This window comes from Pedobacter sp. UBA4863, from assembly GCF_002399615.1.
Lineage (GTDB): Bacteria > Bacteroidota > Bacteroidia > Sphingobacteriales > Sphingobacteriaceae > Pedobacter.
Genome location: NZ_DHDZ01000033.1, coordinates 107,701 through 124,851, shown reverse-complemented (window position 1 = coordinate 124,851; position 17,151 = coordinate 107,701). Strand labels below are relative to the sequence as shown.

The 17,151-nt window shown below is 34.6% G+C and carries 9 protein-coding genes; 1 reads left to right on the top strand and 8 read right to left on the bottom strand.

Features of this window, described 5'->3' with window-relative positions:
• Positions 1-54: 54 nt before the first annotated feature.
• Positions 55-1,944 (bottom strand): OmpA family protein, encoded by a 1,890-nt coding sequence (locus tag B3I52_RS07320; protein WP_293299969.1) that lies wholly within the window; start codon positions 1,942-1,944, stop codon positions 55-57.
• Between the two features lie 84 nt (positions 1,945-2,028).
• Positions 2,029-2,652: a 7-carboxy-7-deazaguanine synthase QueE gene (locus B3I52_RS07315; RefSeq protein ID WP_293299967.1), complete on the bottom strand. Its 624-nt coding sequence runs from the start codon at positions 2,650-2,652 to the stop codon at positions 2,029-2,031.
• An 80-nt stretch (positions 2,653-2,732) separates the two neighbouring features.
• Between B3I52_RS07315 and B3I52_RS07310 the strand changes: the two genes are divergently transcribed.
• Positions 2,733-3,062: a Rieske (2Fe-2S) protein gene (locus B3I52_RS07310; RefSeq protein ID WP_293299965.1), complete on the top strand. Its 330-nt coding sequence runs from the start codon at positions 2,733-2,735 to the stop codon at positions 3,060-3,062.
• 127 nt (positions 3,063-3,189) lie between these two features.
• On the opposite strand, the gene pgl is transcribed toward B3I52_RS07310, so the two are convergent.
• The 6 genes from pgl to B3I52_RS07280 all read right to left on the bottom strand — a co-directional run bounded on the left by pgl (position 3,190) and on the right by B3I52_RS07280 (position 17,150).
• Positions 3,190-3,909: a 6-phosphogluconolactonase gene (pgl, locus tag B3I52_RS07305; protein ID WP_293299964.1), complete on the bottom strand. Its 720-nt coding sequence runs from the start codon at positions 3,907-3,909 to the stop codon at positions 3,190-3,192.
• 433 nt (positions 3,910-4,342) lie between these two features.
• On the bottom strand, positions 4,343-5,596 hold the full coding sequence (locus B3I52_RS07300; protein ID WP_293299963.1) for a hypothetical protein: 1,254 nt from the start codon (positions 5,594-5,596) through the stop codon (positions 4,343-4,345).
• 81 nt (positions 5,597-5,677) lie between these two features.
• Positions 5,678-7,057, bottom strand: a complete 1,380-nt coding sequence (locus B3I52_RS07295) for a hypothetical protein (protein ID WP_293299962.1) — start codon at positions 7,055-7,057, stop codon at positions 5,678-5,680.
• A 4-nt stretch (positions 7,058-7,061) separates the two neighbouring features.
• Entirely contained in the window at positions 7,062-11,780 is a 4,719-nt protein-coding gene (locus B3I52_RS07290; RefSeq protein ID WP_293299960.1) for a phosphoribosyltransferase, read from the bottom strand.
• Positions 11,781-12,341: 561 nt separating this feature from the next.
• A complete protein-coding gene (locus B3I52_RS07285) occupies positions 12,342-13,523 on the bottom strand; it encodes a tyrosine-type recombinase/integrase (RefSeq protein WP_293299958.1) in 1,182 nt (393 codons plus the stop codon).
• A 669-nt stretch (positions 13,524-14,192) separates the two neighbouring features.
• Positions 14,193-17,150, bottom strand: a complete 2,958-nt coding sequence (locus B3I52_RS07280) for a type I restriction endonuclease subunit R (protein ID WP_293299956.1) — start codon at positions 17,148-17,150, stop codon at positions 14,193-14,195.
• Between the last annotated feature and the right edge of the window lies 1 nt (position 17,151).

Genomic DNA, 17,151 nt, shown 5'->3' with positions numbered 1-17,151 from the left:
GTGGAAAAATACTGTTGTTATAAAGCTAGCAGTAACTTTTTAATTAATAATCGTTTATATTTTCATCACTAGAAAATCTGTTCTCCTATTTTCCTGTCTGCCTTCTGGTGTACCATTATCAGCAGCAGGCCTTGTTTCGCCGTATCCTTTGTAACTAAGCTGTTTTTTGGCAGCGCCATTTTCTAACAGGTAGTTGTAAACTGCTTTTGCTCTATTTTCAGAAAGTACCTGGTTATCCTTTAAACTGCCTACATCATCGGTATGCCCCTGTATCTCAACTTCCATAGTGGGATTGTTTTTTAATAGTTCGGTTACAAGATTTAATTCTACAATAGACTGTGGCAGTAAATCAAATTTATTGGTGTCGAAAAATATATTGTTCAGCTTTACTTTGTTGCCTGCTTTAATTTTTTCCATCAATATCTCTAAGTCTATTGGTTTATTGGCATCTTCATTTTTTATATCTAGGTGCTTAGAGTAAAGCATGTAACCATCGGCAATTACATTAAAAGAATATTTGTTGTTGGTAGGCGTTACAGCAATAAACTCTCCAGTTTCTGGATCTGTAATCTCGTTATAGGCTGTAGATTTTTTGTTTAAGTTAACCACAATTACATTTCCTTCTAGCGGTTTATTTGTGTCTTTGTCTCTAACTGTGCCTTTTACATAAGTAATTGGGTTTGGCTTTAAATGGTTGGGAAGTTTAAATTTATAGATATCTACATCTCCAAAACCTCCGTCTAAATCAGAAGAAAAAAGCCCTTCTTGCCCATCAGCAGTTACAATAAAGCCAAACTCATCGTTAAAAGTATTGATAGGATAGCCCAAGTTTACTGCCTTAGAAAAGGTGCCATCACTTTGTAGTTTGCTATAAAAAATATCTTTTTGCCCTAATCCTGGCCAACCGTCTGAAGAGAAAAATAAGGTTTGGCCATCGGCATGGATAAATGGTGTGCCCTCATCATAAGGTGTGTTAATGTTTGGGCCTAAATTGGTTGGCGTTGTCCAATGTCCGTTTACATCTAAATTAGATTTCCAAATATCGTAACCGCCGAAACCACCCGGTCTATTACTTAAAAAATATAAAGTGTTGCCATTTGCACTAATTGATGGTTGCGATTCCCACTCGTTAGTGTTAATTACATTACCTAGGTTAATTGGTTTTCCCCAATCGTTCCCTTCTTTTATGCAAACATAGATATCGCACCTTCCCACTCCATCGGGGCGGTTACATCCAGTAAAAAATAAATACCTGCCATCGGGCGATATAGATTGTGCACCTTCGTTATAGTTAGGTGTATTGATATTATTGCTTAGTGGTTTAGCTTTTTGCCATTCTCCATTTTTTTGGGTAGAGGTATAAAAATCTTCATTACCTTTTATATTTCTGGTAAAAATAATGGTTTGTCCATCGGCAGTTAATGCCGGAAAGTAATCTCTATATTCGCTATTTACATAAAAACCCATGTTAAATGGTTGGTAGGCTACCGGATTTTTAATGGCTTCTATAGAGAAATCACAATCTAAGATATATTTTTTTGCCTTGTCAATAATTTTTTGATTTAACTGCTTGCCCTTGTTTAAAAAGGTTTCAAAGCTTTGTTTTGCTTGTAAGTAGTCGCCAGTTTGTAGCTCAGTTTCGCCCAATAAAAAATAAACATTGGCATTTTCAACAGGAGCAGCGTTAACCGCTAATCTGTAATTTTCTTTAGCTTTTTGGGTATTTTTTAGCCTTTTGTAAATATCGCCCAACTGGCCATAAGCTTGTTGAAATTTAGGATCGGCTTTTACTGCCGCGTTTAAATGCTTTATTGCTTCGTCGAAAATGTTTTGCCTTACGTATTGTTGCGCATCGTCAAAACTATTTTGTGCTTTTTTAACTAACGATTGCCCAAAAGCTACGTTGCATATAATAAAGAATATAAAAAGTAAGTACCTACTCATGAAAAGTGAAAAGTTAAAAGGAAAAATTGGCTAAGCAATTTACAAACAATTAACCAACTTAGAACGATTATACTGCAAGAACTATTATGGAATGTTCAAGAATTTATGTGTTTGCAAAGAAATTTCCCATTTAGGATTGGCCATTACATAATCAACAATTAACGGTGTTATGGTTTTGGCCTTAGACCATTCTGGCTGAAGATATAATTTGCAATTAGGGCCAACCATTTCGGCATATTTTTCTGCCCATTCAAAATCGCTTTTGTTAAAAACGATTACTTTTAGTTCGTTGGCAAACGGAGCAATGTCTGGTCTGGGAGCTTTAAATTTTTTAGGCGATAGACAAATCCAATCCCATGAACCGGAAAGGGGATAAGCTCCAGAGGTTTCTATAAAAGTTAAAATTCCTTTGGCTTGTAGTTCTTTAGTTAGGTAATCTAAATTATAGATTAGCGGCTCGCCACCGGTAACCACAACGGCTTTGCCCGGAAAAGTTGATGCCTTTGCCGCAATTTCATCGGCTTTAGTGAGCGGGTGTAGTTCGGCATCCCAGCTTTCTTTAACGTCGCACCAATGGCAACCTACATCGCAACCGCCTAAACGAATAAAATAAGCAGCTTTACCTGTGTTATAACCTTCGCCTTGAATAGTGTAAAAATCTTCCATTAAAGGAAGTAAAGTGCCGTCTTCTGGAATTTGATGTGCCATAAATTAAGGCTGCAAAGGTAATTAATTATGCTACAATATGATAATATATGTATCTTGATAAAGTAATTTTACTACTAATAATGAAATGGGTTAAGATAGCTATTGAGTTGCCTCAAGAAGATTTTGTGAAATTAATAAAGTTAGAGGGCAAAAAAATATGTTTGGTTAAGCACCAACAAAAGTTTTACGCGATGCAAAACACTTGTCCGCATGCTGGCGGTATTTTAAGTGGAGGTTGGTGTAAAAGTAGAAATATTGTATGCCCAATACACCGTTACGAATATAACTTGGAGACGGGAAAAGGAGCGGAAGGACAACGCGATTATATTGATGTTTATCCGGTAGAGGAAAAAGCAGATGGAATTTATGTAGGGTTAAAAGAAAGTCTGTGGGAACGGTTTTTTAGTTAAGTAATTTTTACAAGATGATATTTCGATAATAACATTTCTAATAGCTAAGGCTATACCCAATAGCGTTAAACTAAAAAAATAGAAGATATTAGGTATTGTTTAATAATACGAACGTATGCTATAAAGTTTAGTTTAATAAATTAGCAGCTTCCTTGTCTATAAACCACTGCAAATCTCCATTTAAAGGTTTAATGATTTGCGAAGGGTAGTTGGCAACATCTTTTTCTGTACTTAAAACTTTTTGCAAAGCTTTGGCCTTATTGTTGCCAAAAGTGATAAAAACGATGTTTTTTGCTTGATTAATTAAAGGAGCTGTTAAACTAATACGATTGGTATTCAGTTTTTCTACCCAAACGCTGGCAACAGTAGCTTCGTTATTATTAATCAAATCTGTTTGAGGAAATATGGAAGCCGTGTGGGCATCATCGCCCATGCCCAACAAAATAAGGTCGAAAATAATAGGGGCGCCACCAAAATGTATATTTAGTCTTTTTTTATAATCTGCGGCGGCTTCTTGTGGTTGTAAATTGGTGTTTACGTAAAAAATATGATCATCTTTTAACGATAGGTTATCAAAAAAGTTCTCTTTGGCCATTAAGCCATTATATTCTTGTTCAAAAGGCAATACGGTTCTTTCATCCCCGAAAAAGAAATAGGTTTTGTTCCAGTCTATTTCATTTTTGTAAGTAGTAGATAGTAGTTTGTACAAACCTTTTGGTGAGCTTCCGCCAGTTAATACAAAATTAAACTGGTCTTTTTCTGCAATGGCTTTATTGGCAATAGCAATAATTTGTTTAGCCAATTGTTCGTTTAATTCTTCTTGACTATTAAATATGTTTAATTTCATGTTTTCTATTTGTTAGCGCCTAACACTCAATAAGGATAATTTACCTTATCTGTTGTACAGATTATCAAAATAAATGCATTAAAAAACTCATTACTTTTAATAATGAGTTTTTTAATTAGTGGAGCTGAAGGTATTTGAAAATATCTAATCAATAACCTTTAAGCCAGTTAGTTATATATTGGTAAAACGTGAGTGCCACGATTTACGCTAGCTTAAAATATACAAGAATGTGATTAACCAATAGCAGTTTTACCTGCGATAACAATCACTATTAATTTAAAGAACTTACATTTCCTTTTACAAAGGTACTAAGAAACATAATTTTTTCAATAAGAAATCAATTGTAGTCAGGCTGTAAGAGGTTATAAATAATTTTAAATTTCAATAAACATTAGATAAACAAGTTTGACATGAACCGAAGATATACCTGCATTTAAACAAAATTAAAAAGCACTAGTTCAAGTTTAATCAATTTTTCACTGTCTTGGTGATTGCGAAAAAGGAATGAATAGGAAGTTTCAAATCGTTTTCCTTCAAAGCTAAAACATAAATGATGTGATTTTAAAGTTTCAACCGCAGTGTTAATGATCTTAGTAAATCCTGAGGCCTTAGTGTTGAAAATTAAGAGCGCAGCTTTTCCATCTCTCCAAACAATATATCGGTTGAAAAGTTGATTAACGGCAGCTTTTAAATTTGCTTGTCCCGACCACAGCTTGCACTCCGCTACCAGAAGAACTTCTTTTAAAGAATTTCGTATTAAGATATCACTTTTTCCTGCTCCATGGAATGTCTCTCCTGTTGCCATGTGGTTATTAGATAATGAATCAAGGTAGTTTACAAAATAATCACGATAGCGCTCTTCATCCATTTTACATGATAGGTTTCTAAATCCTTCCAAACCAACTCCTAGCTTTATAATATAATCTAGAATTTGATAGTAAGCAATGTCACTGATACCAGAAATAACCTCATCCTTGAATATAGGATCCGCCGGACTGCGTGAAAAATAATTTTCTAAAGTCAAAGTAACCTCTTCCTGCACCTCAATAATATTGTATGGTCTTCTAGCATAAATAGTAAGATCACTATGGTTGCTCTTAGGTGTAATGTTAACCCTATCAACAGATTTGAGTTTTCTTATATGGTTAGCGACAATATTTAATAATTCATTGGATCTCAAATAAACTTTTAGCCAAGAAATGTTCTCCTTATTCTTGACTTCCGTTTCAAATTTTTGTCCTGAAATGGATATTATGTTTTCTGTGGCACGTTTTGGATAGACTATTTGTTTTAGTTCTATTTCAGAAGTTTCCTTTTGCTTTTGAAACTCCTTCAAAATTTTTTGACATATATTATCATTTGGAAAATCTTTTGCAACGTCATAAAGATAATTAACCGCAACACGTGGATATAGTATATGTATTAATTGAAGTAAGTGTATTGGATTTAATAGATACTTCTTTTGTGTATGGCACATTAGTAATATATCCAAGTCATGATTTAGGTCTTTGATAACACCCTTTTCATTATTTTTCACGTAGTTGAATAAATCATTTATGAATATGTTTATCGCATAGTGAATGTTGGAATCATTATCCAATTTATTTCCATTCTCATGCAGTAATGTGATTATTGCGCCATATTCCTTTGATTGTAAATGTTGATATATTATTTCCTGACTAAACATTTCCTACTTATAAATTATTAGATATGATGGCAACAAGAAAAGCCTATTTTGATTTTATTGATTTCAAAAATATAACTTACATTAAATAATCTTATCTTCTAATAAGTATTTCATAAAAAGAGCACTTGTATAGGCGGCAAATTTCTTGACATTGGTACCTCCTGGGGCATCTTCTTTCTTCCATGTATGATCCATAACTGATTTGAAAATAATTGGGATTGTTGATCCATAGTTAGCCAACTGGCAGGCTCTGGCTAAACCATATGACTCCATTTCGACAGCAGCAGCCTTTCTATGTATTGCCTTTATGACTTCTTCGAAGTAGCCTTTCTTATTAATCACCATCGTTCCCGATGCCATAGGTTCTATTGCAATCGTAATTTCAGGGGGGTTAGTACTAAATCTGAAATCTTTCTTGATTTCACTATTTATTTTAGATCTTATATCTTTCAAGTGCATATTTAAATCTTCTTCGACTGATGAATTCAAATTTATCATAGCATCTTGCTCCAGTTCAAATTTTTCGATTTTTACCGTTATATGTTTACCTTCCGTGTCAAACAAAAGTGTTGGATCAATTGCGTTTTTGTCCTTATCATAAAGTAGAAATGGTTGGTCTTCTTTGTTTTCATCCTCTAGTAAGTCTAGTAAAGTCGGATGGTCAGATAATTTGCCTTTTTGGAATGCGAATACTTTTTTAGCGACTATAATATCTCCAAAGCTATATTTTTCTGCACCTCCGCATACACCAGACATAAGTAAGTATTTAGGGCTAAACAGTTCAAGAATCATCGCTGATACTATGCCTGCTTCGATAGGTCCAGTTTCATTTAAGAAAGTGGCAATTACTTGAATTTTATTATTAGATTTTAAATATCCAACCCTAAAAGTTTTAGTAGTAACCTTTATAACTTCATCTTTTGGGAAATTAAATATCTTTTCAAGCTCTTCAAATTCGTCCTCATATAGCGCTGTCAATATCGCATAATCAAAATGTTTTTTAGTTACAGTCTCAGCTTTATTTTCAATGTTTATTCCTAATTTTTTAGAGTTTGAAATCTCCCCTTTAGTCTGTCTCACAAAATTGCCGATTCCCGTATGGATGTTGTCGTACGAATACACTGTAATTGCATTGTTTTCACCATTTTCATAAATCGCCTTTTTCGAAGTAGAAGAAACATAATAGACAGCCAAATTCGGAAACTCAGCCAATATTTTGGAAGCATTAAAACTAGAAAGACCTTTGTTTTCTCTTGCATGGTCAAGATGCACGAAAAAGAGAAACTTTTGTTCTTCTGCGAAATCCCTTTCCATTGTTGTTTTCATCTTGTCCAAACTATCTATTAATATGGCTTCTTTGAAAACCTGAGGAATGAGTTTTTGTTGGGTAATATCTTTACTGAAATTTTCCTGCGTATCCCAAAAAAGTAGAATTGTTTGCTCTAATATTTTATAATCCATTGTTTTATATTTTTGAAAGCTTAATCGTTTGAATAAACTTTTCGTTTTCTTTTCTTGCTTCGTAAAAAGTATCTATGGGAAGCGAATTTATTAGTGATAATTTGTTGAGTCCTTGCCCGCCACCGTTTTCTGAAATGGACTTTATATCATTTGAAATTGTAATTATTACCCAATTGTTTACTTCTTCAAGTTTTAACCTAATCCCTTTTTCTTCATCGGCATATCTGAAATTTGATGCCAATTCCTTAAATATCACCTCTCTTAAATATAGTTGTGGAATATTTATTCTGGAACTTGGGAGACTGGAATTAATATTTATCGTTAAACTAGGATAAATGGTGGACAGCATTGATTTGAACTTTTCGAACTCTGTTCCAATATTCTCTACAGTGATATTGCTGAATAGCTTATTGGTTTCTGATCCATCTAAAATGAACTTATGAAAAAATTCATTTATGGTTTCTATAAGTAGTTCTACATTGCTAAACTCTTCATTATAAATTGCATCATCGACAAGCCCCACTAAATCAGCTAACGACTTTTTGCCACTGGTGTTATCGTTAATATAGTTGTGTGTGAAAAAGTATGACCTATAGCTATTATAGAAATTTAAAAGGTTCGCAACAAATTGGGATATATTACTCCAATGACGGTGAATTACGGTAAGAATTTCGGACGTTGGTTTTCCATCGGTTTTAAATTTGGATAATAGCCTTAGTTGAGATGCTACAATTTGTTTGTCATTATAAATATATTCATTATGGAAAGCATCATCGATTACACGCCCATAGGCATTCTTCATGTTCGCTAGAGCATCTAAAAAATTTTCTTCATGAGAAGGTAGAGATGAAATGAAAATTGAAAATCGCTTTAAATGACGTTTTGTATCAGGATTTATGTCGCTACTCTCTTTAAGAACTTCAATAAGATGTTTAACTGTTCCAGAAAATGGTTTCTTATTTTGATCTGCAGGGTTAATAGGAAGGTACTTTAGAAGCCTGTAGAATATATAATATAAGTCTGATTCTTTTGCAACGAAATCTTTGATGATTGTCTCAAGTCTATTGGTGGTTAATTTATCAAATAGCGTTCTTCCGCTGAATACTATAAAAAATAAATGTATTATATTTTTATTTGACCATTTATAATACAAATCATTTTTAGATAATTTTTTTCTGTCATCTCTCTCTGGATTTCCAAATAATATAGTTTGTACGAAAATTTCTATTTTCTCGGTCACATCTGGTAAAACAGTTTTTACCTTTGAATATAATTCTGGTTCATGAAGAAATACTGCACAAATTGACTCAATCATTTTAGTTCGGTCGGTAGCTTCCTTACCCTCATAACGCTGAATAAATTTGTCGAAAAATTCAAAATACTCAGTGTAATATCTGTAAGATGTGATTTTACCAATTTCTTCTTTAACTAGTATTAATTCTTTAATAATGCTGATGTCATCTTTACGCTTTAATAGATATCTATTACTTTCATCAGTTATGTCTTTTAGTGATAATTCAATGAGAATGTTATTCGCTATTGACTTAATTCTGCCAGGAAGATTAGGTATTTGAAAAACATTTTCCAACCATTGCTTTTCCCTTATTATAGGACTTTCCTCTATATAATAGGTAGGGATATGCCATTGAACACCAAAAAATACATGAACTGGAATTACTCCCGCTTTTCCTGTAATAGTATTCAGTCTAGTGAAAAAGTCTTTTTTATGATCATTTAATCTGCCTATTATTGACAAGACAAATATTTCTTTAACTTTTAATGCAGCTATTTCATCAATCATTTGCATTAAAGAATCACCAGAGCATGATCCATCGTCAATTATAAGTGCCCGTTTGCCAGTAGTTAATCCGTACATGTACTTCGGAGGATGAGGGAAACGCCACCCTTCGTTTGTACTAAATCTTTCTAGCTCTGCAATGGTAATTGCGTGGTTCTTAAAAATTTCAGATCTTAATATTTCAAAATCAAGCTGCTGTATTGCCGATCCCTTTGGATAAAATATTAAATCTACTTCCTGAGATAATTTTCCTTTTAACTTAGTGAATAAATTAAGAAATAACTCTTTTGCTGTTGATAAGTTTTGTAAAACACCCCCCATATCAAAAAAATAAGGATGAATAAGGTTGTTAAATTTAAAGTATCCAGCCTTTACTTGACTTTCGTCTATTATTCTTATAAATTCATCATTTTCCATTAATACTCGGTCCGCCATCGAATTTTCTTTAAGGCTTTCCATGATAGGGGTATTTGTATAAGGATTAACCCTTAAAACTTGAATTTCATTATTAGCAAGTTTGTCACTAATGCTTTTTCTTCTGAATTTGGTCATTTTCATCTTAACAACAGAAATAACCTTCTTTCTAACTTCCTCGATTACAGTTTCAGGTTCAAAATCTTCGTCCATTGCATCTACAAGAACAGCAATTTTTTCTAATCTGGCTCCAATTTCATTAAGTCGATTACATATAATATTTGTTAAATAGCCGGTTGAAAAAAGATCACATATTATGACGACCTTATCATCCTTATTGATTAAATCCGATATGCTTGAATCGTAAATAACTGAGTGGTAATTATCTAAATAAATAATATTGGGCTTTTGGCCAATCTCAAATTTAAATTGCTTAACTATTTGCTGACTACTGGAGGTGACACATATAAACTTCAACGTTTTGCTTATTTCCAAATGACGATTAATCTCCATTTGTAAAGCGGCGGCCAATATTTTGCATTCTTCAGAGTTGCTTATTGCATCATATAATTGAAGATATTCATGCTGATAGTAATTTCCAGGACATAAAAATACCCGATCATTTTTTCTAATGATATATTTTGAAATAATGGATTGAACAGTATCTGAAGTTGAATCTTCATTTCTTTTTTCAAAGTAATTCCTTATTTCATCTACGCTGATATAAGAGTGTAAGTTTCCATGAAAATCATAAAAGTTTATATTACCAGTAACTGCATTTGGATCTTCAAAATCACTTCTTCTAAGGTCATTTTGCTCTAATAGTAGGTCATTAAGTTTCTTTGCATCTTGTTTGTTATATACTCCCATCCAGAATATATCAATTCCACCTTCTATCTCTTTAATGAATGGGATTGGATGCAAACGATAGCTTTCCACATGTAAGTTTAGCTGAAGAATTTCATTGTTGAGGTTCTCAAGAAATTCATCTGGCGGTGGATTTAATACAACAATATTATTTTCTGAATTGACGTTATAGTCAGATATCAAAAAATGAATTATTTTTTTTGTTATTCTTTCATCAATATTAAACCCACTAAAATCGAAATAATGAATTTTACCTTTATTTCCATTCCTTGAAATTTCTTTAACTATGGAATCGAACAATTTACTGTAGATTTCACCTTTAGTAATATTGCCATCGTCAACAGACTTAAGAAACTCATAAAGGTTAATGTAGTTTGCCGTTAATGGCTCCTTATGCTTGAATCTCGATATATTCGGAACTGAGATTTTAGAAGTATCGAATTTTTGAATGCTACTTCTTTCCGGTATAAATATTGTTATTAGAGTGCCCGGGAAAAAATTACTATGGTCCCCAAAAACGTTTGCATCTTGAAATTGTTCTGAAGTATTTGAAAAGTCAAAAAATATTTTACCATAATTACTTCTAGCAATTACAAGTCCGTTGAATCTTCTGACGATGCTTAAAAGATCATAAAGACCGCGTGGTATAACTGTCTTATCTAAATATCTTTTATCTAGAGGGTCCTTTGACGAGTCATATTGAAATGCTAGTTTCAATATCTCCGAATCAACTTTCTCTTTTGTTTGAATTTCGGTAACACCACTATTTCTACGATTATATTCCTCTCGAAGGGTAGAAACAATTCCGGGTCCAAAATCTAGAAATGAAAATTGGAGAATAGATTGGTTGAGAAACTTTTTAGAATGTTCGTCATAGTAGAAGTTTTTGAGTTCTGGGCTGGATTCCTCAGTAAAATTTTTGCTTAATATTGCCTGAATTTTATTCTCTTCCATCTTTCTCAATTTTGGTACTAGAGAAAGGCTTAAGAATGCATATTTAGGGGATTGAGTGAAAATTGATTGTGAAACATGGTCCAAGAAATTTTCGTACAATTCTTTTGTGATAATTGAGCTTAAGGTGTGATTTTCAAAAGGCATATTACAACTATGCAGTCGAAGCACTTCATTAGTAGCTTTGCTTAACGAATAGGTTTCAGATAGCATTTCTCCAATTATGCGATTATCATAGTTAGCAATGCTCTCTAATGTAATAAATGGTGTTATACCATATCTATTATAAATTTCGCTATTATTTTGTTTTATAGAAAAGCGTCTTTCTAAATCTCGAACAATGTTGCCATGTATGTCAAAGTATTTGTGAAACTCACCTTCGGGTGCTATTTTATAAATTTTCCAAACATTCCAAATTTGAGATATTTGGTTTACAACCCTGCGATCAATATTGGCTGTAGATCCATTTTTTAGAAAAAATACTTTAAATTTCGCATCCTCTTCTACCAAGTATTTGAATATTGCAGTTAACACTAGCATTTCCTGATTCGACATCCATTCTACTTCTGAAAGATCAAATTCATAATAGCCATCATTTTTGTTGACTGAATAAAATTTGTAAAATCCATCAACAAAATTATCTAGTTGATTACCGCTAAATTTATTGGGAAATTTAAAATTGTAGTTTTTCATAGTGCGTTAATTAGGATCAATTACTATTAGACCCTCTTTATCTTATCTCGCTTAATTGTCTTGACGTAACTTATTGACAGGCTCTGACCCTCTATCTGTAAATGAAACAGACTGATGGAAAATTCTAAAATATTCGCAGATTCTACGTACGCACTCTTTAAAAATTACGATATCTCCGGCATATGCTGTCTGATATATCATTAGTGTTCGTGTTAAGACTTCACCTTTTCTAGCTGATTTGTACTCATTAAATTTTACATTAAAATACCACGCTTCACATAGCTTTTTTAAGCTATTTGTTGTCCTTAAGCAATCTGCATGTGTTTCACAACTTATAGTAACCTCAAGGCACTGATAAAATTCTCCATTATACATATTGGAACGTTTATACTTCTAATATCGAAGTTAATTTGATTATTTAGCCGTGATTTTTAAATTTATTTGAAAAATGTATTTAATAAAGTGGCTAACTTTCTGATTTATCTACAGTTTAGATTTTCGAATCCATAATCGGCTTGAAGGGTTTCATTTGATTACTATACAGATATAATAATTGCATTTTTATTTTATGCAAAAAATGCTATCAGTGATTTCATCAAGCAATTCCTCCTGTCTTATTTCATTTAGATATTGTTGATGAATAGCTAGAGAAGTATGCCCGAGAAGCTCCATTGTAATCATCGGGTTATTGATCTTGTCGATTGCCATTCTAGCGAAAGTGTGTCTTGCAACATGGGACGAGAGTGGCTTAGATATTCCCGCCATTCCAGCTATTACTTTTAGATGTTTATTGACGATAGTAGTACAGCATTCTTTATGTTTTAGTCGAATACGATCATTCTCAAATTTTGTAATTCTTTCATTTGGTTTCCAGGTAAAGAAGGGGAGGAGGCGGTTGTATTTTCCCATGTATTTTTCTACTATTGGCTTCGCAGCATCGATAATCTTTAGAGAGTATCTTTTACCTGTCTTGCCATCGGTGTAGTTGAAACGTCCATCTTCAAAGTCGCTGGAAAACGCCTGCAGAAGGTCGCCAATGCGTATACCACGCAGATAGATCTGGAGAAGGAAAAGATCCCTTGCGGCAGTGATAAGGTCGTTGTCAGGTAAGCGGAGATCTTCGATGCGGGATAGTTCCTCTCTTGTGAGCTTCACCTTGATCGACTTTTGTGTGGGGATGCGGATATTGCGATGTTCCTTTGTAATACCTTTTTCTGAATACCTGCCGATGATTCCCCTTAACAGCTTTATCTTTTTCTGGATGGTAGAACCTATATTTCCCATTTCCCTGAAATGGTTTACAAGTTGTTCGATCCATTTTCTGTCTATTTCGAGGATGTCTATATTAAGGTCTTCTATCTGTCGTTTTAGCGCCCGCACCTTATCGTACTGGCCAGCTTTATGCTCAGTCTCCATCCTGGTAAGTTCCAGGTCCATTGCACTGCCTATGGTCATCACCGCCTGCGGCCTGAATATTTCAGATCTTGACCTGGTACCGAGTTTTATTTCGTAGAGTTCCTTTTCCGCCTTCAGGTACTCAACCGTCAGGTAATGGTTGATCGCATCCGCATTTGGGGCAGAAGATCGGAGCCTTTTGGATCTGTCGTCCCAATCTCTTTTCCGGCATCTGGCCAGCACCCTGCGTCTTGCCTTTCGGTCGATGGTATACTGGAGCATGATGGGGTGGGTACCGTCTGAATAGGTCTTATGGATGTAACAGACAAGGTTGAGGTTTATTCTCATATTGACATGGCTTTGGGTTGTTTAGCCAAAACGAGTCTGTGCGCAGTTATATTTCACATCTGTATTGTACAAGAATGCCAACTACGAGGAGTACAGTTATACCGCAGAGAAAGTTGGTGTAAACATTTGCCAAAGCCCGGTGTAAACAGGGTGTAAAAAGACGCACTGGAACTAGTGTGTTTTTGTGGATACGTGAGAAAAGGAAGTGCCCTGGAGTATCCAACAACGCACTTTTTATGTTTGGGTTCGGGAGATTCGGGACAATTTTAACCTAGCTATAATGTTCTGATTTTCAGTATCTTATAGCTAGGTTTTTTCTCAGTGGAGCTGAAGGTATTTGAAAATATCTGTTCAATAACCTTTAAGCCAGTTAGTTATGTTCTGGTAAAAAGTGAGTGCCACGATTTACGCTAGCTTTAAAATACACAAGAATGTGATTAACCAATAGCAGTTTCACCTGCGATAACAATCACTATTATTTAAAGAACTTACATTTCTATTAATACAAAGTTACAAATACCTTTTCTTATTGCAACTTAAAATAAACTTAAGTATATCATTCAATGACTTCCTTATGAGAATATAGAATAAGTATCGTTTTAAGTCATATTGTTTATGAGTATAGTAAGTGTATTGCCTATTTCTTTTCTATCGTTAGTAGAGGTTTGTTTACTGTTTAGAATAGTTTTGAGAGTTAGTTTGTTGATTCCAAATCTTATCAAATACAAAGTCTAAATACTGGCGTTTGAAGTCTGGATCATCCGTGAATTTTTTATACAAATCCGTGTATTGGAAAATCACATCTTGCATCAAATCCTCCACCTTTTTATCAGAAGTGATTTTAGCGTTCTGTTTGTCACTGTTTTTAACAGCATTGACTGTGGCCTCATCACGGGCAAAATCGGCTGGTAATTGCTCGAACAGGAATTTCTTTACCTTATCATCATCCGTCCAGTTATCTATGCCAAACTTTGTATTAAATTCTTTGAGGATAGCATCCAACTCATTAAATCCAAGTTCTCCTTTTTTACCCTTCATTACTGGCGGAGTAGGGGCTAATTCTTCATCACCACTTAGTTTGATGTTCTCCTTTGTTGTTCGGGTTAGTCTGTAACTATCCAGGTCTATTGCTTCCAAAATGCCCTTGGCTAAATCCTCAATTTCTTCCGGCTTAATTTTAGGGATCAGGAATTTCAGAAACCAATACAACCTTTCCCAGTAAGAATTATTGAAGGATAAAAGCTTAGAAAGAAATGCATAGATTCTAAAGAAGGATTTCGCCTTTACATAGAAATCAATCTGGGCATCTTCATTCAGTTCAGTTTTAAACTCCGCAACGCACTTATCTATGATTGGGTCTAATTCCTGCCTGTCTGCTTCTTTGAAATATAAGTCAGTGAAGTTGACCACATCATCCTGAGAATAGACCTGAGCATTGTCTAAGGCATCTTGTAAATCATTGAGTTTATTAGCATCTGTTTCTTCACTTAGGATAGTGGTGGTATAGAAAGGCTCAAATGCTTTTTTAATATCTTCGGTGGTATTGAAGAAATCCATCACGAATGTGTCTTCCTTGTAAGGTTTATAGGCTCTATTGAGTCTTGATAAGGTTTGTACTGCCTGAACATCAGCTAATTTTTTATCTACATACATGGTATGCAATAGTGGCTGATCGAATCCTGTTTGAAACTTATTGGCTACAATCAGGAAGCGGTATTCCTTTTTCTTGAACTCTGTTGGAATGTCATTGCTTGGGAAATTGTTTAATCTGGCTTCATCCCAATTTTCTCCATCTATTTCTTTTGTGCCTGAAAATGCTACAATGGCTTTGTATGGTGAGTTGATTTCTTTCAGATACTCGTTAAAAGCCTGATAGTAAAGAATGGCGTTTTTAATGCTTTTACAAACAACCATTGCTTTTGCCTGACCATTGATGAGCTTTCTAATGTCCGCATGGAAGTGGTCTAACATGATTTTAGATTTTTCCATGATGGAGAAAGGATGACTTTCTACATAAGCACGTAGCTTTTTGTTGGCTTGTCGGGTTTCAAACTCCGGGTTGTCTTCAACAGCTTTATCTAATTTATAGTAGGATTGATAAGTGGTGTAATTCTTTAGCACGTCAAGGATAAATTCCTCCTCGATGGCCTGCTTCATGGTGTAATTATCAAAAGCTATGAATTTACCTTCTCCTGTTTTTTCTCCGAAGGTTTCCAATGTTTTGTTTTTCGGGGTTGCCGTAAATGCAAAATAGCTCCCGTTTTTCAGCATTTTGCGGTTCTCTATCAAGTCATTGATAATATCCTCAGAGGTGGGTGGTTCGGGTTCATCACGGTATGGAACTTCCTTGTCGGACAGCACCCAATTCATTTTACTGGCCGTTTCACCACTTTGGCTGCTGTGTGCTTCATCAATGATGATGGCGAATTTCTTTGCCTGTAAAGCTCCGATTTCATCTATGATGAATGGGAACTTCTGAACTGTGGTCACAATTATTTTCTTTCCATCTTCAAGGGCTTGTTTTAATTGTCGGCTCCCTTTATCAATCGCCTCAACAACACTACTTACCAGAGCGAATTGCTTGATGTTATCTCTAATTTGCTTATCCAAGACACGTCTGTCTGTTACTACAATAACACTATCGAAAACGGTCTCAGTATTCTCGCTATCGTGTAAACTCACCAACTGGTGGGCTAACCAAGTAATTGAATTTGATTTGCCTGAACCAGCCGAATGTTGAATGAGGTATTTCTGGCCAACACCGTTTTCTTTGGAATGATGCAGCAGTTTTTTCACCGATCTGAGTTGGTGGTATCGAGGAAAAATCAGTTTGCGTTTAACTTTTCCTGTGTCTTCATCTTTTTCTTCAACAATTTGAGCGAAGTTTTCCAGTATGTTGCTCAGGCTATCTTTGGTCAAAAGATCTTTCCAAAGGTAATCAGTTTTTAAACCTGCGGGGTTTACCGGATTGCCTGCACCATCGTTATTACCCTTGTTGAAGGGTAGGAAAAAAGTCTTTGTGCTGTTGAGATGAGTGGTCATGTAAACCAAATCGGCATCTACAGCGAAGTGAACCATACATCTGCCAAAGGCAAACAAGGGTTCTTTCGGATCTCGGTCTGTTTGGTATTGGCGTATGGCATGTTTTACATTCTGACCCGTCCATTGGTTCTTTAATTCAAAAGTGCTGAATGGCAAGCCATTGATAAACAAAACTATGTCTAAAGAGTTGCTGTTCTCCAGACTGTAGTACAACTGTCGGGTAACGGAAAAAATGTTGCTGCTGTATTGCTTCTGTGTTTTATCGTTGAGGAGTGAGGTAGGTTTTTTAAAATAAAGCTGTACTCTTAAATCCAAATCCTTGACCCCATTGCGAAGTATTTCAATGATACCTTTCTGGCGGGTTTGGTCTGAAAGGCGTTTCAAGAATTTGTCTTTGCCTCTTTTGATGATGGTATCATGGGCATTGGGTTGCGATGCTGCCAAAAACTCGAACAAAAGCTTTTCATTGATGCAGAGGTCACGGTCATAGTCGGCACTATAGCTTGCAATAAAGCCATTGTGATTGATTAAATGCTTTTCTATGATAGTTTCCAAGCCCTTTTCTGATGTATCTGTTGTATACATA

Excerpts from the sequence above, each read along its gene's own strand:
- B3I52_RS07320 (WP_293299969.1), bottom strand. The coding sequence starts at position 1,944 with ATGAGTAGGTACTTACTTTTTATATTCTTTATTATATGCAACGTAGCT.
- B3I52_RS07315 (WP_293299967.1), bottom strand. The coding sequence starts at position 2,652 with ATGGCACATCAAATTCCAGAAGACGGCACTTTACTTCCTTTAATGGAA.
- B3I52_RS07310 (WP_293299965.1), top strand. The coding sequence starts at position 2,733 with ATGAAATGGGTTAAGATAGCTATTGAGTTGCCTCAAGAAGATTTTGTG.
- pgl (WP_293299964.1), bottom strand. The coding sequence starts at position 3,909 with ATGAAATTAAACATATTTAATAGTCAAGAAGAATTAAACGAACAATTG.
- B3I52_RS07300 (WP_293299963.1), bottom strand. The coding sequence starts at position 5,596 with ATGTTTAGTCAGGAAATAATATATCAACATTTACAATCAAAGGAATAT.
- B3I52_RS07295 (WP_293299962.1), bottom strand. The coding sequence starts at position 7,057 with ATGGATTATAAAATATTAGAGCAAACAATTCTACTTTTTTGGGATACG.
- B3I52_RS07290 (WP_293299960.1), bottom strand. The coding sequence starts at position 11,780 with ATGAAAAACTACAATTTTAAATTTCCCAATAAATTTAGCGGTAATCAA.
- B3I52_RS07285 (WP_293299958.1), bottom strand. The coding sequence starts at position 13,523 with ATGAGAATAAACCTCAACCTTGTCTGTTACATCCATAAGACCTATTCA.
- B3I52_RS07280 (WP_293299956.1), bottom strand. The coding sequence starts at position 17,150 with ATGTATACAACAGATACATCAGAAAAGGGCTTGGAAACTATCATAGAA.